Raw genomic sequence first — 16,457 nt, forward strand, 5'->3', positions numbered from 1 at the left:
GCGAGACCCAGCCTGGCACCGTGCGCGGACGTCGCAACTCGGCGTCAGGCGCCCGTCCCGGGACGCTCGTCGCGCTCGTGCAGCTGACCCTTGAGGTCGCGCACCTGGCGCCTGCGACGGTGGGCCAGCGCGCCCGTGACGGTGAGGATGACGACGAGTGCGACGGCTCCCACCGCACCGATCGCGCTGGCCACGCGGAAGCCCGGCGCGTCGACGTCGAGGATCCGCTCGCCGGCGTGCGCGGCACTGCCGGCTCCGACGACGATCGACAGCGTGAACCAGTTGGGGGCGGCCAGCACGACGGCCACGAGGAGCAGGATCCCGCGCCAGGTCCAGCTGAAGAACCGCCGGCGCAGCTGCACGACGACGAGCAGCGGCACGATGGTGAACACGAACCCGTAGAAGAGCCCCCACAGGACGCCGCTCGTGATGTCGCCGTTGACCTGGTCGGCCACGCGCTGCGCCCACCAGCGCGGGAAGAACGCCCCCGCCACGAGGGCCAGCAGGTAGACCACGGCCACGCCCACCAGCACGGCCGCGAGGCGCTTGACCCATCGCTTGGGGTCGACCTCGGAGGGCACGTAGCGTCGTTCGTCCTTGCCGTGGCTGCGGTCGACGTCGTGGTCGTCGCGGGCCGGTCGCTGCACCTGGTCGTCGCTCATGGACCCATCGTCGCGCGGCCGGCGGCCGTGCACCAGTCCAACGGCGACGGCGTCGTCGCAGGTCAGGAGGCTGCTGCCAGCGCCGCCCAGTCGGCCTTCGACCAGCGACCCGTGACCGGGCGACCGAGCGCCTGCTGCCGCGCCTTGACGGCGGCGACGGTCCGCGGCCCGAGGTAACCGTTGCGGTCGGCGCGCGGCACCGCGAGCGCGACCTGCAGCACCAGCACGGACTTGCCCGTCGCCCACGGACCGAGGGTGGTCGGGTAGTTCTTCGCGCCGTAGCGCGCCGCCTCGCCCGACGTCATCGAGCCGGCAGCGTCCCAGGTCGTGCTGGCCGGGACGAGCGAGGACCACGTCGGCTGGTCGAGGGTCGCCGTGGGCGGCAGGTCGTGCGCCTTCTGGTAGCGCGCGAGCGCGGACCGCGTGGTGGTGTCGAGCGTGCCGGTGACCTTGACGCCCAGCGCGGTCTGCGCCGAACGCACGGTCGACGCGCGCGAGCCGAGCTCCTCGGTGCTGCGCGACGTCTTGCGCACGAGGGCGGTGAGCGCGGGACAGGGAGTCGTGCGTGCCTGGCCGTTCACGACGCCGGGCTGGCCGCTGTACCGGGCGCACGGACCGTAGTCGACCGGGTGGACCTTGCCCGTCCAGAAGCTGGTGGTGCCACGGGCACCGTTCCAGCTGAACGAGACGTGCACGTGGTCGCGGTGGCCCGAGCTGGGCCGCCAGCCCTCCTTGGCCCGGTAGATGGCCCAGATCTTCTCGTTGTAGATGACGTACATGACGCCCAGTCGCCGGGCGTTCGTGCCGCCGTCCTTCGTGAGCCAGGCCAGGAAGTCCGCCGCCGCGGCGCGCTCGGACGGCTTCGTGACGTCGACCATCCAGTCCCACGCGCGGCCGTCGGCGTGCTCGGAGACCCCCTCGGTGCAGCTGCGGGCCGTGTTCCCCGCGCCGCCGACGCCGTAGGTGCGCATGACCAGGTCACGCGTCAGCGCGACGCCGCGTGGCGTGCCGGGCTGGCAGGCCACCTGCGGCACGTACGCCGAGGCCGGGTCGACGTCCTTCGGCAGCGTCACGGGCGCCTTGAGCCCCTTCGGCTTCGACGGGAACGCCACCGGGGTCGACGATGCCGCCGTCGACGTGGTGCCGCTGATGGCGGTGAGCGTGGTCGCGCACAGCAGTGCGGCGACACACGCGAGCCCGAGCCTGCGCATGATGATCTCCCTCGACCCGTCGGGCTTCCCCACCCGGCGGGACCACCATCCTGCGTCCCACACGTCACTCCTGCCACGAGAACGCGAGAACTACAGGACTGTTCTTCAGCCGCCGCAGGAGCAGCCGGCCAGGGCGGCGGCCACGTCGTCGACCGCGGCCTGCGTGACGAAGGGGTTCACGTCCTCGGTGTCGTCGGTCATGACGGCGAAGACGAGGGGCGTGCCGTCGCGGTCGGTGACGTAGCCGGCGAGGGAGTGCACGCCGGTCAGCGTGCCGGTCTTCGCCCGGACCAGGCCGCGACCGGCGGAGTCGGTGCCGAACCGGTTCGCGAGCGTGCCGGTGAACCCGCCGACCGGGAGGTCCGCCAGCAGCGGCGCGGTGGCCGCCCGCGCCGAGGCCGCGCGCAGCACGCCGGCCAGGGTCGCCGGCGCGATCCGGTTGGCGCGCGACAGCCCGCTGCCGTCGCGCAGCCGCAGGCCCGGGACCGGGACGTCGTTCTCGCGCAGCGTGGCCACGACGGCGCGGGTCCCGTCGGCCACGCTGCCCGCGCCGCCGGCGGCGATGCCCACGTGCCGCAGCAGCACCTCGGCGGCCTCGTTGTCGCTGCGCACGAGCATCGCGTCGACGACCTGCGCGACCGTGGCGCTGCGCACCACGGCCAGGGGCTGGGCGCTCGAGCCGGGGTCGGCGCGGGTCGCGTCGCCGCGCACGCGGATGCCGGCGTCGCGCAGGTAGCCGGCGAAGCGCGCCGTGGCGTCCTGCGCGGGGGTGGTGCTCCGGACACCGTCACGCTCCCCCTGGTCGGCCCACAGGGCGCTGACGGGCGTGACCACCTGGTCGGCGACGTAGGAGGACTCCCACGTCGGGTTGACGGCGGGCCCCGTGAACAGGCCGGCGTCGTAGCCGATCCGCACGGTCGTGCGGCCGGCGGCCCGCAGCGCGTCGGCGGTGCGCCTCGCGAGGGTGCGCAGGTCGGCGCGGTCGACACGCGTGGGTCGACTGGGCCGGGTCGAGGCGAGGTACGGGTCGCCGCCGCCGACCAGCACCACCTGCTCGCCGTCCAGCACGGTCGACGTCGAGAATCGCGCGGTCGGGTCGAGCCTGGACAACGTGGCGTACGCCGTGAGCAGCTTCGTCGTCGACGCAGGCACGAACGTCGCCGACGCGTCCCGGTCGAGCAGCGACGTGCCGTCGAGCGCCAAGACGCTCACGCCGACGCGCCCGCCGAGGTCGGGGTCGTCGAGCAGGCCCCCCACGGCGGCGCGCACGGCGTCGGGGTCGGGACGTCGGGTGACGACGGGGTCGGGGGCGGTGCGCTCGGGCACCGTGTCGAGGGTGAGCCCGGCCGGGGTCGCGACGGCCTCGGGACCGCAGGCACCGCCGCACACGAGCGGGTTGAGCCGCCCCGTGGTCCATCCGAACGCGACGGCGGCGACGAGCGCGCCGACGAGCACGAGGGTGCCCAGCAGCCACGGCAGCCCGACCCTGCCTCGGTCACGTCGCGTCACATGGGCCAGACTATGCACCCAGAGCGCAGGCCCGGTGGTCCGTCCGGCCCCGGCGACACCTCGCTCGGACGATCAGCAACCCACGAGAGGCCCGGCCCGTGATCTTCGATGTGACCGTGGAAATCCCCAAGGGGGAGCGCAACAAGTACGAGGTCGACCACAAGGACCACCGGATCCGCCTCGACCGCACGCTCTTCACCGCGACGCAGTACCCGGCCGACTACGGCTTCATCGACGACACCCTGGGCCTGGACGGCGACCCGCTCGACGCGCTCGTGCTGCTGCCGTCGCCCACCTTCCCCGGCTGCGTGATCACGTGCCGCGCGATCGGCATGTTCCGGATGACCGACGAGGCGGGTGGCGACGACAAGGTCCTGTGCGTCCCCGCGACCGACCCGCGCCAGGAGCACCTGCGCGACATCCACCACGTGGCCGAGTTCGACCGCCTGGAGATCCAGCACTTCTTCACGGTCTACAAGGACCTCGAGCCGGGCAAGTCCGTCGAGGGCTCCAACTGGACCGGCCGCGTCGAGGCCGAGGCCGAGATCGAGCGCAGCTTCCAGCGCTTCAAGGACAACGGCGGCTACTGATCACCGAACCCGAGGGCGCTCCGCGCCCGAGCGGTTCGGGGAGGTGGAGCCGTCGCAGCAGGGGCGTAGCCGCGACGGACGAGTGGTGCACCGGCGAAGCCGGTCCCGCTGGAGCCGCCGCACGAGGGGCGTAGCCGCGGCGGAGATCGAGACCTGGTGAGCGTCCAGTCCCGAGCACGTCGACGCAGGCACGCTGAGCCGTTGCCGGGTGGTCTCGATACGTCAGGACAAGCTCGCTGGCGCTCGCCGTCCTGACGACTCGACCAGCGGAAACCTGGCGCGCGTCCAGACCCAGCCTGACCTCAGGCTGAGGTCGAGCTGCGCAGCAGCGCGCGCATCGTCTCGGCGAAGACGTCGACGTCGAGCTCGGGGTCGAGCGAGCGCATGGCGCCCAGGCCGATGCCGAGGCTGAGGAGCGCGACGGCGGCCTTGTGGGCGCCGAAGTCGAGGCGGAGGCCGGCGTCGGCGAGGACGCGGTCGATCAGGTCGGCGCTGGCCGTGACGAGCATCCGGTGACGCTTCACGAGCTCGCCGGCGACCCAGGGGCTCTGGCGCGCGACGGCCGCGAACTCCACCTCGAGCGCCGTCCAGCGCGGCTTACCGAGCTTCTCGCGCACCCAGGCGGCGAAGGCGTCGATCCGTCCGTCGAGGTCGGTGTCGGCGGTGAACGCGGCGACGACGCCCTCGACCTGCTCCTCGTGGATGGTGTCGAGCACGGCCATGCAGAGCTCCTCCTTGCCGGAGAAGTTGGAGTACACGGCGCCCTTGGAGAATCCGGCCGCGACGGCGACCTTGTCGAGCGAGGTACCGGCGTAGCCGTCGGCGAGGAAGAGCTCGCGCGCGACCTCGACGAGCCGTTCACGGGTCTGGGCCTGGCGTTCCGCGCGCGTGGTGCCGCGCTCGCTGTCGACGCTCACCGCTGCCTCCCTGTGACGTGGTCCGCGACACTGGTCACGGAACTCGGATACCGATAGTATCCGAAACATGATCACCACCGACACCCTGGTCATCGGTACCGGTTTCAGCGGCATGGGCATGGCGATGAAGCTGCGCGAGGCGGGGCGCACCGACTTCGTCGTCATCGAGAAGGCCGACGACGTCGGCGGCACCTGGCGCGACAACACCTACCCCGGCGCCGAGTGCGACATCCAGTCCCACATGTACTCCTTCTCCTACGAGCTGAACAAGGACTGGAGCCGCGAGTACTCCGGCCAGCAGGAGATCTGGGAGTACATGCGCTCGGTGGCGCGCAAGCACGACCTCTACGACGTCATCCACTTCGGCACCGAGGTCACGGGCGCCGTGTGGGACGAGGACCGGCTGCGGTGGACGGTCAGCACGAGCAAGGAGACCTACGACGCCCGCGTCGTCGTGTCCGGCATCGGTGGCCTGCACATCCCGAACATCCCCGACCTGCCCGGGGCCGAGAGCTTCAGCGGCCCGCGCTTCCACTCCGCGCAGTGGCAGCACGACGTCGACCTCACCGGCAAGAAGGTCGCAGTCGTCGGAACCGGCGCGAGCGCCATCCAGTTCATCCCGCAGATCGTCGGCGACGTCGCGCAGCTCGACGTCTACCAGCGCACCGCGCCGTGGGTCGTGCCGAAGCACAACCACGACATCGAGGGCCGCAAGGGCGCCTTCATCAAGAGGCTCCCCGGCGGGACCCGCGCGTACCGCAACGCCATGTACTGGCTGAACGAGGCGCAGCAGCTGGCGTTCACCGGCCCGCTCCAGAACGTCTCCAAGGTCATGGAGAACAAGGTCTCCGACTACATCCGCCGCACCGTGAAGGACCCGGAGGTCGCGGAGAAGCTGATCCCCGACTACCGCCTGGGCTGCAAGCGCATCCTCAAGACCGACAACTACGTCCCGGTCTACAACCGCGACAACGTCGAGCTCGTCACCGACGGCATCGAGGAGATCACCGCCGACGGCATCCGCGCCAAGGACGGCACGTTCCGCGAGGCCGACGTCATCATCTACGGCACGGGCTTCCACGTGACCGACGCGTTCGAGTGGGTGCACGTGACCGGCAAGGGTGGCCGCGACCTGTCGAAGACGTTCAAGGAGAAGGGCATCGAGACCTACCTGGGCATCTCGGTCACCGACTTCCCGAACTTCTTCTTCCTGCTGGGCCCGAACACGGCGCTCGGCCACAACTCGGTCGTGTTCATGATCGAGCAGCAGACGAAGTGGATCATCGCGATGCTCGATGAGATGGACGAGCGTGGTGCGCAGGCCGTCGAGCCGACGTCGCAGGCGCAGCGCGAGTTCAACGACGCCCTGCAGGAGAAGGTCAGCAAGGGCGTGTGGAGCCAGGGCGGCTGCACCAGCTGGTACCTCGACAGCCAGGGCAAGAACCGCACGATCTGGCCCGGCTTCACGTTCCGCTACTGGTGGGCGACGCGCAAGGTCGAGGCGCAGGACTTCGCGTGGGAGAAGGCGGCCTGACCCGCTCTCGACCGGTCGGCGGGCCGACCGTGCTGAGGCACCGCAGCCGTCCGTCCACGAAGCACAACGCCACGAACGGGTCGGTGGTCCGGTCGGCGCGCACGTAGACCACGCAGCCGCCGCCCGGTGGCGCCAGGTCCTGGACGGTGGGGTCGGGCGGTCCGAGGATCGCCCGCACCTCTCGTTCGCTCAGGCCCGGGACGACCTGGGCGAACGCGCGGGTGGCATCGGCGCGGCGGCCGTCGACGCGGTGCTGCAGGGCCAGGGCAGCCAGCGTGACGACGCCGGCGACGAGCAGCACGACCACCACCGCGAGTCGGCGGCTCATGCGGCGCTCGACCCGAGCACGACCTGCAGGACGATCGGCAGGCCCACGACGAACAGCGCTGCCGCCGTCGCCCGCCACGTCTGCACCCCGAGCGCGTGCAGCCGGGCGACCACCACGACGGCAGCGGCCAGGACGAACGGGTCCCCGAACCGGATGAGGGCTGCGGCCTGCTCGCCGCCGACCGCGAGGGCGACGCCGCCGAGCAGGACGTTGCGGATGGCCAGGGGGACAGCCGCCCACAGCATCACCTCGACGGCGCGGCCGAGGGTGAGCTCGACGTCGAGCAGCCCGAGCGCCACCTGGAGCATCGCCGCCGAGAGCAGCAGCGCCAGGAGCACGACCACGGGCAGCGAGAGCAGCACCAGGACGCCCAGCGAGACCACGACGCCGCGCGGGTGTTCGCCCGGCACCGCGTCCAGCGACGCACCGCCGCGCCGCGTCCCCGCCTCCAGCGCCACGCACGCGACGAGGACGTACGCCGCGAGCACCTGGGCCCCGACGAGGAGCGCGGGGCGGCGCCTGCGGGTCATGCGGCGACGGCGAGCGCCAGCGTGACGACGCTGCCCAGCAGCGCCAGCACCGACGGCCAACGGCCGTGCGGCAGGAGGGCCAGCGCCGGGGCGGCACCGGCAAGCAGGACCGCGACGACCGCCCATGCCACACCGATGTCGCCGCGCCAGCCCAGCAGGAGGGCGGCGAGCGACAGCAGCACCGACAGGACGACCGGCAGGCCGTGGGCAGGGGCGTTCTCTTCCATGAGGATCTCCTTCTTCTTCATCGGGGACCGGCTGACAGGGATGCTTCGACCAGGGCGGCCAGGACCAGGAGCCCCACGGACGTCACCCACCCCCGCAGGAGCGGGCCGAGGACCTCGGCCGCCCGGGTCGCACCGCGCTCTCGGCCACCGGCCGCGGACCAGAGCCGTCGGCTCTGCACCGTCGCCGTGGCGGCGCACAGCGCGAAGGCCGTGAGCTCGAGCGGCGCGTGCCAGAGGAGGCCGTGCAGGGTCGGGCCCGGCCCGTGCTCCTGCCAGGACTGACCCACCTGGAACCCCACGATCCAGAAGCTCGGCAGCAGGTAGAGCACGGCGAGCAGTCCGACCGACAGCAGCGCCAGCACCCCCACGACCACCAGGACCACGAGGTTGTGCTGCAGGATCTCCTCGGCGTGCGCCGGTCGCCCGCGGCTCCGCTCGGCCTCAGCGGGGTGGGCGTGGCCCGCGACCGTCCCGGCCACGACGGCGACGAGGACGACCACGAGGAACCCGGCGACCAGCCGCGTCGTCGTACCGGGTCGACGCGCCGCCCCTGGACGACGGGTCGCCGACACGCTCACGTCGGTACCTCCTGACCGCTGTCGAGCTGCAGCGTCGAGGTGACGAGCCCGTCCAGGTGCGACGCCTGGTGGGCCGCGACGACCGCGACGCCACGGCGGGCCACGAGTGCGGTGACCTGCTCGCGGAGCGCGGCGACTCCGGCCTGGTCGAGACCGTTGAACGGCTCGTCGAGCAGCCAGACGTCGGAGCCCGACGTCCGCAGCATGCCGATGGCCAGGCGCTGCCGCTGGCCGAGCGACAGGCGCTCGGCGAGGGAGTCGGCCACGTGCTCGAGCGCGAGGTCGGCCGGGGTGGGCGCGTCGTCGACCTGGAGCCCGCGCTCGAGCGCGAACCGCTCGGTCATCAGCAGGTGCTCGTGCACCGAGAGGTAGGGGAAGAGCTGCGCTGGGCTCGCGAGCAGGGGCGGGTGGTCACCGGGCTGCACGGTGTCGCTCTCCACGCGCACGACGCCGGAGTCGGCGGGCAGCAGTCCCGCGAGCACGGACAGCAGGGTCGTCTTGCCGGCTCCGTTGCCCCCTGCGACGCGGACGCACGAACCCGCGCCGACCTCGAAGGACAGGCCCCGCAGCACGGGCTCAGCGCCGTAGGAGACCACGAGGTCCTCCACCGCGACCCGTGGGAGTCGAGGCGTCACCGGGTGCTCCGTCCGAGGGCGACGGCGGCGGACGGGGCGACGGCCAGCCCGCCGAGGACGAGCAGGGCGGCGGCCGCGAGCGGCAGGACCGTGCCGTCGCCCGTCGGGCCGGCCGTGGTGGGGGCCAGGCGGTGGCCGACGGCGGCCAGGCAGAAGGCGACCATCCAGAGGACCCCGGTGGTCGCGAACCGCTGGGCCTGCGCTGCCGGGTGCATGCCGATCTCGTCGACGCTCGTCCAGTCCCACCGTGGGTGCCGGGCGGTCGTGCCGACGATCGCGATCGTGCTCACGACGACCACCAGCGCGCCCGCGGCCCCGACCAGGACCACCTGCGGTCCGGGCAGGGACGTCGCGACCGTCGCCACCACCAGGACGGACGCGACGACGACCGCCAGGGTGCGGGCGTGCCGGGCCGCGCGCAGGCGGACGAGATGCCGCACGTGTCGTCTCGACCCGAGCAGCCACGTCGTCGCTGCCCCGTCGGCGTCGACGCTGTCGACGCGGCGCAGCCCGTCGCCGACGAGCTCCCCCACGAGCAGCAGACCGAACATCAGTGCGACGAGGCGCCCCGTGGACGAGCTGACGAGTCCGCTCGAGACCAGACCCACGGCCCCGCCGACGAGGGCGGAGGAGACGGCGACGAGGCCATCGGCGCCGCTGCGACGTCCGGCTCGCGTGCGACGGACGAACACACGCTCCTTGGTGCCGACGGCGTCGTCCTCCCAGGCGCTCGGCGCGAGCCGCTCCCCGGGGGCGGGGCCGTCGGCACCCGACTGCCGGGCGAGTCGACGCAGCGTCCGCTCGAGCCCGGTGGACCTGGCCACCCGCGCGAGGAGCACCAGCGACGTCCCGATCGCCGCCGCGGCGCCCGCGGCCAGCAGCAGCGCACCGAGCCCGGTGACGTGGACGTCGCGCAGGGCCTGCGGTGGGCCCGACGCATCCGTCGCCCGCGCCAGCCTGCCGACCACGTACGCGCCGCCGCCTGCCACTCCCGCGGCGCCGACCGCACGGACGAGCACGTCGGCGTGGTATCCCACCGACACGGCCAGGTGGGCGCCGGCACCGAGGCGCAGCAGCGAGCCGACGCAGGCGAGCACGCCGACCGCGGCCCCGAGGAGGAGCACCGCCGGCGCCAGGAGCACGGCGACGACCGGGCCCCACTGCGCCGCCAGCACCACGACCAGCGCCGGCCCGAGCGACACGAGCAGGACGCCGAGCAGGCTCGCCAGCCGCGCCATGCCGTCGGCGACCGCCAGGGACACCGCGGACGGCCCGGACCACGGCCCCTCCCGGTGGTAGGCGCTGCGCACGAGCCCGACCGTCCTCGTCCGTGGGAAGGCACCTGCTGCGAGCGGCGCCACCGCCAGGACCGCCACGCAGACGAGGGCTGCTACGACCCGGGTGCCGTCGCCGAGGGCAACGACGATCGCACCGCACGTCGCGGAGCAGGCGAGCGACCACGTCACGGCGGCCGCCAGGAGCCGACGGTCGGTCGGGGTGAGGGGGTGGCGGCCGAGCTCGGCGGCGACCCGGTTGCGCCGCGACCGCAGGAGCCACGGCACGACGACGAGGCACCGGCGCAGCACCGCGAGGGACGACCGGCGACCCTGCGCCCCGAGGTCGGAGCACAGGGTCGCCCCGGTGGCGGGGACGGGAGGCACCGGGCGTCCTCCTACCAGGCCGCCGCGTACTTCGTGCCGTACTTCGCGGCCATCTTCTTGGCGACCGCGACGAGCCCCGCGCCCCAGCCTCCGGTCAGGGCCGCCAGGAGCACCGTCACGTACCACGAGGTGGCCGCGTTGATCAGCTTGGTCGCCGCGACGGTCGAGATGCCGAGCTGCGTGGCGAGGTCGGGGGCTGCACCGGAGTGCACCAGGGCGAGCTGGGCCACGAGCGCCAGGGCGCTCAGGACCAGACCACCCAGCGCCACCCTGGCGAGGGTCTGCTGCTGCGTCGTCGTCATGCTGTTCTCCTTTCACGGGCGCGGGCGCGCCGCCAGGACCTCAGGTCATCGCGCCGCCCGGCTCCCGCTCAAGGTGTCTTCACGATCGGTGAAGACGTGGTGACAACAGGCACTCACGTCTGCTAGTCGAGGGCCCGCGTCGGACGACCTGCGCGTCCTCGAGACGTTCCGTGCAGCGTCGACGCGCTGTACCGTGCGAGAGATGAGCCAGAGCTACGACGTGCCACCGGGGCCGCGCGGCAACCCGCTGCTGATGACCATGCGGTTCATGCGCAAGCGGGGACCGTTGATCCGCGACGCGCACGCGCGCTACGGCGACACGTTCAGCGTGCAGATCCTGCCCGGACCGCGCACCATCGTCGTCCACGCCGACCCGGCCGACGTGAAGGAGATCTTCGCGGCCGACCCGTCGCAGCTCCATGCTGGCGAGGGCAACGCGATCCTGCGTCCGGTCATGGGCGACCACTCGCTGCTGCTCACCGACGACGCGGAGCACCAGCGCGGCCGCAAGCTGCTCATGCCGGCGTTCACGGGTCCGGCGATGCGCAGCTACCGGCCGCTGGTGGAGGGTCTGGCGAAGGAGTCGGTGCAGGGCTGGCACGACGGTCAGCGGCTCGTGACGCTCGACGCGATGAACGCGCTGACGCTGGAGGTCATCCTGCAGGTCGTCTTCGGCGTCACCGACGAGGAGCGGCTGGAGGTGCTGCGCCCGAAGGTCACACGCATCGTCGACATCGACGCCGGCATCCTGCTGTCGTGGATCTTCCCGCGGCTGCGGAAGGTGCCGCCATGGCGCGGGTTCTTCACGAACCTGCGCGAGGTCGACGCGCTGCTGTACGCGGAGATCGCCGAGCGGCGGGCCGAGCACGCCCGCGACGGGCTGGAGGGTCGCGACGACGTGCTGTCGCGGCTGCTGCGCGCCGGGGGCGGCGACGACGAGGAGCCGTTGTCGGACCAGGAGCTGCGCGACCAGCTCGTCACGCTGCTGCTGGCCGGGCACGAGACGACCGCGTCGGCGCTGTCGTGGACGCTGCACGAGCTCGGCCGGCACCCTGACCTGTTGACGCGCGCCACCACGGCTGCCGACCAGGGCGACGAGGTGTTCCTCGGGGCGTGCCTCAAGGAGGCCATGCGGCTGCACCCGATCATCGACTTCGTGGCGCGGTCGTTGCAGAGCGACCAGGTGGTCGCGGGACGTCGCCTGCCGCGCGGCACGACCGTGGCGCCGTCGATCATGCTGTCGCACAGCCGCGAGGCGTCGTTCGCCGACGCGCACCTGTTCCGGCCCGACCGGTTCCTCGACGGCGAGGTGTCGGCGGGCACGTGGATCCCGTTCGGCGGGGGCGTGCGGCGCTGCATCGGCGCGGCCTTCTCGCTGATGGAGGGCACGGTCGTCCTGCGCGAGGTGCTGCAGCGCTTCGCGGTGCACACCGAGCAGCCCACCGGTCCGCGCCTGCGCAACATCACGAACGTCCCCGACGACAAGGCCCCCGTGATCCTGCGTGCCCGCTGATTCCCATGAGGTCATGGGAATCAGCAGCCCACCATGGTTCTCCCCCACTCACCTGCGGACGCTTCCCAGGGTGGGCGAGGGATTCCCATGGTGAGTGCCGGGGCCCGGCAGCGGACACCCCACCGATCTTGACTAAGCGCTTGCTTAGTCACGGGTGGCGGCCCTAGGGTCGGGCCATGCGTGCCGTGCAGATCACGACGCTCGACGGGCCCTCGGCCGTCGAGGTCACCGAGCTCCCCGACCCGACGCCCGCGGAGGGCCAGGTGCTCGTACGGGTACGGGCCGCCGGCGTCTCCTTCCCGGAGGTGCTGCAGACCCGCGGGCTGTACCAGCTCAAGCCCGAGCTGCCGTTCGTCCCCGGCTCGGAGGTCGCGGGCGAGGTCGTGTCGGCGCCGGAGGGCTCGGGCTTCGCGCCGGGCGACCGCGTGGCCGGGTTCTGCATGCTCGGCGGGTTCGCGGAGTACGCCGTCACCCAGCCCGACATGACGTTCCCGCTGCCGGACTCCGTCTCCTTCGAGCAGGGCGCCTCGGTGCCGCTGAACTACCTCACCGCCTACTTCGCGCTCGTCGAGCGCGGCCGGCTCGCCGAGGGTGAGCGCGTGCTCGTCCACGGCGCGGCTGGCGGTGTCGGCACTGCGTCGATCCAGGTCGCCAAGGCCTTCGGCGCGGGTCAGGTCGTCGCCGTCACGTCGACCGCCGAGAAGGGTGCCGTCGCGATCGACGCGGGCGCCGACGAGTTCGTGCTCGCCGACGGCTTCCTCGACGCGGTCAAGGAATCGGGCAAGGTCGACCTCGTCGTCGACCCCGTCGGCGGCGACCGGTTCACCGACTCGCTGCGCAGCCTGCGCGAGGACGGCCGCCTGCTGGTCGTCGGCTTCACCGCGGGCGACATCCCCGAGGTCAAGGTGAACCGCCTGCTGCTCAACAACCTCAGCGTCGTCGGCGTCGGCTGGGGTGCCTACGCGCTCGCCCGACCCGGGCACGTGGCACAGGAGTGGGCCGCGATCGCCCCGCACCTCGCCTCGGGTGCGCTGACGCCGCCGATCGGCGCCACGTTCGGCCTCGACGACGCCGCGCAGGCGCTCGCCGAGATCGACGAGCGTCGCGCGACCGGCAAGGTCCTGCTCGTCCCGTGACCCCCACCGTGCGGCGGCGCTGGTTCGCGCTCCTCACCCCGGCGCAGACCACCGGCGTCGTGCTCGAGGGGCTCGACGTCGTCGGCGGTCCGGTCGTACCCGTCGAGCAGGCGACGTACGCCGACGCCGACGCGGCGCGGGCGGCGTTCGACCACCCGGATCCGGCCCCGTCGGCGGGTCGCTTTGTCGACTTTCTCGTGCTCCCGGAGCTTCCGGGCGTCGAGGTCGTCGACGGCGTGCTCCGCGAGACGCGGGCGCCGTCGGGGGCCGAGCTGTGGCGCCTCGAGGCCGACGGTCGACGTCGCGTCATCTCCTTCTACGACACCCCCGCCTACGGCTGGCGCAACGGTCGCGGCCCGGTGCGCCCGGCGCCCCACGTCGGCCTCCGCGCCCGGTACGGGCGACCCGGCGAGGGGACCACCGACTACGTGGCCGCGTTCGAGGACGGGGTGGACGGTGTGCACCTCGTCGCGGTGGCCGCCCCCGGCGAGGACCCGCCCGAGGGGTTCACGTGGACGAAGGTCGGCGTCTCCCGCCGCACCGTCCCCCTCGCCGACGTCGAGCTGTACGACGCGGCCACCGGCCACCCCTTCACCCCCTGACCGTTTGCGTGGGGCCCCACGCAAACACGCTCCCCCCACCGCAAACATGCGTCGCTATCGCAGGTTTACGTGGGGCCCCACGTAAACCTGCGCGGCGCGGGGTCAGGTGGGGCGGGGGAGGAAGGCGAGCTGGGCGGTCTTGTGGCCCAGGTCAACGACGGGGCCGCGCTCGAAGCCCTCGCGCAGGAAGCGCGACACGGAGCGCTCGTTGCGGACGTCGGGCTCGACCACGAGCCGACGCACGGCGGGGTCGGCCAGCAGGACACGCAGCACGTAGGCGACCAGCGAGCCCGTGAACCCCGACCTCGGCTCCCCCGGCCCGACGAACAGGTGCACCCCCAGGTCGCCCTCCCGCACCGGGTACGCCTCCCCGACCGGGTCGTGCCGCGGCTCGTAGGTCTGGAAGATCGCCACGGGCACCCCGCACTCGGGCGTCCCGGCCCCCTCACCGGGCAGCTCGAGGACGAGGTACGCGTGGTGCGTCGACAGCGAGTCGAGGTAGGCGTACACCTCCCCGACTTCCTCGCGCGTGTAGTCGGTCATCCCCCAGAACTCGGCGCGCTCCTGCGTCACCCAGCCGTGCACCAGGTCGAGGTCGGCCACCGGGTCCAGCGGGCGGTGCGTGAACGTCATGCGAGGTCCGCCTCCAGGGGCGACGTCGAGCCCGCCGCCCACACGTCCGTCTCGTCGGGCACGGTCCAGCGACTCCGCGACCGGTCGCCGAGGCTCCACACCAGTCGCGCGACCGGGCCGCGCCACACGCGGTCGTCCAGGCCGGGCAGCGACGACGTCGACAGCACGCACCCGTCGTCGCCGCCGAGCCGCAGCACCTCGCCGTCGGGGGTGGTGAAGGTGTGCACGTCGCCCCACGGCCCCACGTCGCCCGCCGACGGCGCGACCTCGCGCAGCGCCGCGAGCAGCGTGCAGTCGAGGTCGAACGACGTGAGCAGCGGCGATGCCGCCGTCGGGTCCTCCAGCCAGCGGTCGAGCGCGAGCGCCACACGCGGCTCGGGCCGCAGCCAGGGCGCGAACAGCTCCTCGGGCCCGGTCCAGGGGTCCTCGGACGGCTCCTGCAGCGGGGCGAGCGCGGGGTGCGCGACCAGACGTCGGACGACGGCCGACCGCAGCAGCGCGAACAGGGCGGCGTCGCTCGACGCGGCGTCCATGTGCCCGTCCCAGGCGAGCAGCCGGTCGCGCACCTGGCGCACCTCGGCCGGCTCCGACGACATCGCCAGCTCACCCAGCCTGCGCTGCCAGTGCGCGGCCGGCAGCAGCAGCGTGTCGGCGTGCAGCGCCGCGCCGGTCTCGACGTCGAGCGTCGGCGACGACGCGAGCAGCTGGTGCAGACGGCGGCCGCGGTGCGGCGGCGCGAGCTCGTCCGCCAGCGCCGCGCTGTGCCCACCCTGCCGGTGGTTGGCGACCACGGCGTGCTCGGTCGGCCCCACCCGTCGGCGGTGCGGCACCACCCACCCCGACCACTCGCCCGACGTCTCGCGCCACGGCACCCGGCCGGCCACCCGGTGCAGCACGGCACCGTCGACGTCGGCCACGAGCACGTCGTTGACCGGCTCGACCCAGTGGTCGAGGGCGGCGTCGACGTCGGCGGTGGTGCGGGCGCGCAGCAGCGGCACGAAGGCCGCGAACCCGAGGTCGTCCAGCAGCCACGGCACGCTGCGTATCGCCACGCCGGAGCCGTCCGGACGTTCGAGGACGACCGGGCCGTCGGCCGTCACCGAGACGCCCTCGACGACGTCGCGCGGCGTGTCGGCCTCGACGTCGACGAGACGCTGGGTGTCGGCCATCGCGTTGGTGATGGCCCACGCGACCGTGCCGGTGTGCCCGAAGTGCTGCACCCCCGGCACGCCCGGGAACGTCAGCCCGACGACGTCGACGTCGGCGTCGCCGGCCACGAGGTGAACCCGCTGGTAGACGCTGGGCACCGTGACGATGCGGTGCGGGTCGGCGCCGATGAGCGGCGCACCGTCGGTCGACCTGCAGCCCCCGACGACCCAGGCGTTGCTGCCCGACAGGGCCGGCACCTCCTGCGCGAGCGCGCGCGCCGCATCGGAGCCGAGCACGCGCGCGGCGTGACGCCGCCACAGGTGGTGGCCGAGGGAGCCGAAGAGCGCGTGGTGGACGGCGAAGACGCCGAGCGACGTCCAGTCCTGCCAGTCCTCGATCCCCGCGGCCCGCACCCCCGCCGCGTAGGCGTCGACGAAGCCGCGCGTCTCGTCGTCGAGCCGCTCGTGCGCGCGTCGCGCGGTGCGCACGAGCAGCGACCGGCTCCAGAACTCGTCCCAGACGGTGCCCGTGACGGCCTGCACGTGGGCGAGGTCCTCCAGCAGACGGTCCTCGGCGACCTCGACGGTCCGGCGACCCTGCTCGAAGGCGAGCGCCTCGAGCGAGGCGGCCCGCACGGTGAGCACGCTCATGCCCGCCCCCTCGCGTCCCGCACCCGGGAGGGCCCCCGGCGTGTCCCGCCCGAGAGATGCGCCGGGAGCCCACCCGGGTGCGGGACGGCG

At 73.3% G+C, this 16,457-nt stretch carries 18 protein-coding genes; 5 read left to right on the forward strand and 13 right to left on the reverse strand.

Annotated elements, in window-relative coordinates; genetic code table 11:
* Positions 1–44: 44 nt before the first annotated feature.
* The 3 genes from Aeryth_RS14840 to dacB all read right to left on the reverse strand — a co-directional run bounded on the left by Aeryth_RS14840 (position 45) and on the right by dacB (position 3,382).
* Positions 45–662 carry a hypothetical protein gene (locus tag Aeryth_RS14840; RefSeq protein ID WP_067860305.1) on the reverse strand — a complete coding sequence of 206 codons (618 nt, stop codon included), beginning with the start codon at positions 660–662 and terminating at the stop codon, positions 45–47.
* Between the two features lie 62 nt (positions 663–724).
* On the reverse strand, positions 725–1,873 hold the full coding sequence (locus Aeryth_RS14845) for a peptidoglycan-binding domain-containing protein (protein WP_144433808.1): 1,149 nt from the start codon (positions 1,871–1,873) through the stop codon (positions 725–727).
* A 105-nt stretch (positions 1,874–1,978) separates the two neighbouring features.
* A complete protein-coding gene (dacB, locus tag Aeryth_RS14850; RefSeq protein WP_067860310.1) occupies positions 1,979–3,382 on the reverse strand; it encodes a D-alanyl-D-alanine carboxypeptidase/D-alanyl-D-alanine endopeptidase in 1,404 nt (467 codons plus the stop codon).
* Between the two features lie 98 nt (positions 3,383–3,480).
* On the opposite strand from dacB, the gene Aeryth_RS14855 reads away from it, so the two are divergent.
* The gene (locus Aeryth_RS14855) at positions 3,481–3,972 is read left to right on the forward strand and encodes an inorganic diphosphatase (protein WP_067860312.1); all 492 of its coding nucleotides are present in this window, start codon (positions 3,481–3,483) and stop codon (positions 3,970–3,972) included.
* A gap of 302 nt (positions 3,973–4,274) precedes the next feature.
* Here the strand turns inward: Aeryth_RS14855 and Aeryth_RS14860 are convergent, their stop codons facing one another.
* Positions 4,275–4,889, reverse strand: a complete 615-nt coding sequence (locus Aeryth_RS14860) for a TetR/AcrR family transcriptional regulator (RefSeq protein WP_067860314.1) — start codon at positions 4,887–4,889, stop codon at positions 4,275–4,277.
* Positions 4,890–4,956: 67 nt separating this feature from the next.
* On the opposite strand from Aeryth_RS14860, the gene Aeryth_RS14865 reads away from it, so the two are divergent.
* Positions 4,957–6,423 (forward strand): flavin-containing monooxygenase, encoded by a 1,467-nt coding sequence (locus Aeryth_RS14865; protein WP_067860316.1) that lies wholly within the window; start codon positions 4,957–4,959, stop codon positions 6,421–6,423.
* Here the strand turns inward: Aeryth_RS14865 and Aeryth_RS17715 are convergent.
* From Aeryth_RS17715 to Aeryth_RS14895, 7 genes are read right to left on the reverse strand one after another with little or no spacing between them, the layout of a single operon-like run.
* The gene (locus tag Aeryth_RS17715; RefSeq protein WP_144433809.1) at positions 6,353–6,751 is read right to left on the reverse strand and encodes a hypothetical protein; all 399 of its coding nucleotides are present in this window, start codon (positions 6,749–6,751) and stop codon (positions 6,353–6,355) included. The genes Aeryth_RS14865 and Aeryth_RS17715 overlap by 71 nt on opposite strands.
* Positions 6,748–7,281: a hypothetical protein gene (locus Aeryth_RS14870; RefSeq protein WP_067860318.1), complete on the reverse strand. Its 534-nt coding sequence runs from the start codon at positions 7,279–7,281 to the stop codon at positions 6,748–6,750. The genes Aeryth_RS17715 and Aeryth_RS14870 overlap by 4 nt, the downstream gene beginning before the upstream one ends.
* On the reverse strand, positions 7,278–7,508 hold the full coding sequence (locus Aeryth_RS14875) for a hypothetical protein (RefSeq protein ID WP_144433810.1): 231 nt from the start codon (positions 7,506–7,508) through the stop codon (positions 7,278–7,280). The genes Aeryth_RS14870 and Aeryth_RS14875 overlap by 4 nt, the downstream gene beginning before the upstream one ends.
* A gap of 17 nt (positions 7,509–7,525) precedes the next feature.
* The gene (locus Aeryth_RS14880) at positions 7,526–8,086 is read right to left on the reverse strand and encodes a stage II sporulation protein M (RefSeq protein ID WP_067860322.1); all 561 of its coding nucleotides are present in this window, start codon (positions 8,084–8,086) and stop codon (positions 7,526–7,528) included.
* Positions 8,083–8,721: a heme ABC exporter ATP-binding protein CcmA gene (ccmA, locus tag Aeryth_RS18005; protein WP_158509217.1), complete on the reverse strand. Its 639-nt coding sequence runs from the start codon at positions 8,719–8,721 to the stop codon at positions 8,083–8,085. Before ccmA ends, Aeryth_RS14880 begins: the two co-directional genes overlap by 4 nt.
* Complete coding sequence (locus Aeryth_RS14890; RefSeq protein WP_067860326.1) at positions 8,718–10,382, reverse strand: hypothetical protein; 1,665 nt, start codon at positions 10,380–10,382, stop codon at positions 8,718–8,720. Before Aeryth_RS14890 ends, ccmA begins: the two co-directional genes overlap by 4 nt.
* Before the next feature lie 11 nt (positions 10,383–10,393).
* Complete coding sequence (locus Aeryth_RS14895; RefSeq protein ID WP_067860328.1) at positions 10,394–10,684, reverse strand: hypothetical protein; 291 nt, start codon at positions 10,682–10,684, stop codon at positions 10,394–10,396.
* A 202-nt stretch (positions 10,685–10,886) separates the two neighbouring features.
* Here Aeryth_RS14895 and Aeryth_RS14900 point away from each other — a divergent pair, with 202 nt between their 5' ends.
* The 3 genes from Aeryth_RS14900 to Aeryth_RS14910 all read left to right on the forward strand — a co-directional run bounded on the left by Aeryth_RS14900 (position 10,887) and on the right by Aeryth_RS14910 (position 13,935).
* Entirely contained in the window at positions 10,887–12,197 is a 1,311-nt protein-coding gene (locus Aeryth_RS14900) for a cytochrome P450 (RefSeq protein WP_067860330.1), read from the forward strand.
* Positions 12,198–12,373: 176 nt separating this feature from the next.
* On the forward strand, positions 12,374–13,333 hold the full coding sequence (locus Aeryth_RS14905) for an NADPH:quinone oxidoreductase family protein (RefSeq protein WP_067860332.1): 960 nt from the start codon (positions 12,374–12,376) through the stop codon (positions 13,331–13,333).
* Complete coding sequence (locus Aeryth_RS14910; protein WP_067860334.1) at positions 13,330–13,935, forward strand: hypothetical protein; 606 nt, start codon at positions 13,330–13,332, stop codon at positions 13,933–13,935. Before Aeryth_RS14905 ends, Aeryth_RS14910 begins: the two co-directional genes overlap by 4 nt.
* A gap of 102 nt (positions 13,936–14,037) precedes the next feature.
* Here Aeryth_RS14910 and Aeryth_RS14915 read toward each other — a convergent pair whose 3' ends face one another.
* Positions 14,038–14,568 carry a GNAT family N-acetyltransferase gene (locus Aeryth_RS14915; RefSeq protein WP_067861879.1) on the reverse strand — a complete coding sequence of 177 codons (531 nt, stop codon included), beginning with the start codon at positions 14,566–14,568 and terminating at the stop codon, positions 14,038–14,040.
* The gene (locus Aeryth_RS14920; RefSeq protein ID WP_067860336.1) at positions 14,565–16,367 is read right to left on the reverse strand and encodes a penicillin acylase family protein; all 1,803 of its coding nucleotides are present in this window, start codon (positions 16,365–16,367) and stop codon (positions 14,565–14,567) included. Before Aeryth_RS14920 ends, Aeryth_RS14915 begins: the two co-directional genes overlap by 4 nt.
* Between the last annotated feature and the right edge of the window lie 90 nt (positions 16,368–16,457).

It is taken from the genome of Aeromicrobium erythreum (assembly GCF_001509405.1).
Lineage (GTDB): Bacteria > Actinomycetota > Actinomycetes > Propionibacteriales > Nocardioidaceae > Aeromicrobium > Aeromicrobium erythreum.

What these genes read in the sequence shown, in the direction of transcription:
- Aeryth_RS14920 (WP_067860336.1), bottom strand. Translation starts at nt 16,367, where the DNA reads ATGAGCGTGCTCACCGTGCGGGCCGCCTCGCTCGAGGCGCTCGCCTTC.
- Aeryth_RS14870 (WP_067860318.1), bottom strand. Translation starts at nt 7,281, where the DNA reads ATGACCCGCAGGCGCCGCCCCGCGCTCCTCGTCGGGGCCCAGGTGCTC.
- Aeryth_RS14840 (WP_067860305.1), bottom strand. Translation starts at nt 662, where the DNA reads ATGAGCGACGACCAGGTGCAGCGACCGGCCCGCGACGACCACGACGTC.
- Aeryth_RS14895 (WP_067860328.1), bottom strand. Translation starts at nt 10,684, where the DNA reads ATGACGACGACGCAGCAGCAGACCCTCGCCAGGGTGGCGCTGGGTGGT.
- Aeryth_RS14845 (WP_144433808.1), bottom strand. Translation starts at nt 1,873, where the DNA reads ATGCGCAGGCTCGGGCTCGCGTGTGTCGCCGCACTGCTGTGCGCGACC.
- Aeryth_RS14900 (WP_067860330.1), top strand. Translation starts at nt 10,887, where the DNA reads ATGAGCCAGAGCTACGACGTGCCACCGGGGCCGCGCGGCAACCCGCTG.
- Aeryth_RS14875 (WP_144433810.1), bottom strand. Translation starts at nt 7,508, where the DNA reads ATGGAAGAGAACGCCCCTGCCCACGGCCTGCCGGTCGTCCTGTCGGTG.
- Aeryth_RS14915 (WP_067861879.1), bottom strand. Translation starts at nt 14,568, where the DNA reads ATGACGTTCACGCACCGCCCGCTGGACCCGGTGGCCGACCTCGACCTG.
- Aeryth_RS14865 (WP_067860316.1), top strand. Translation starts at nt 4,957, where the DNA reads ATGATCACCACCGACACCCTGGTCATCGGTACCGGTTTCAGCGGCATG.
- Aeryth_RS14905 (WP_067860332.1), top strand. Translation starts at nt 12,374, where the DNA reads ATGCGTGCCGTGCAGATCACGACGCTCGACGGGCCCTCGGCCGTCGAG.
- Aeryth_RS17715 (WP_144433809.1), bottom strand. Translation starts at nt 6,751, where the DNA reads ATGAGCCGCCGACTCGCGGTGGTGGTCGTGCTGCTCGTCGCCGGCGTC.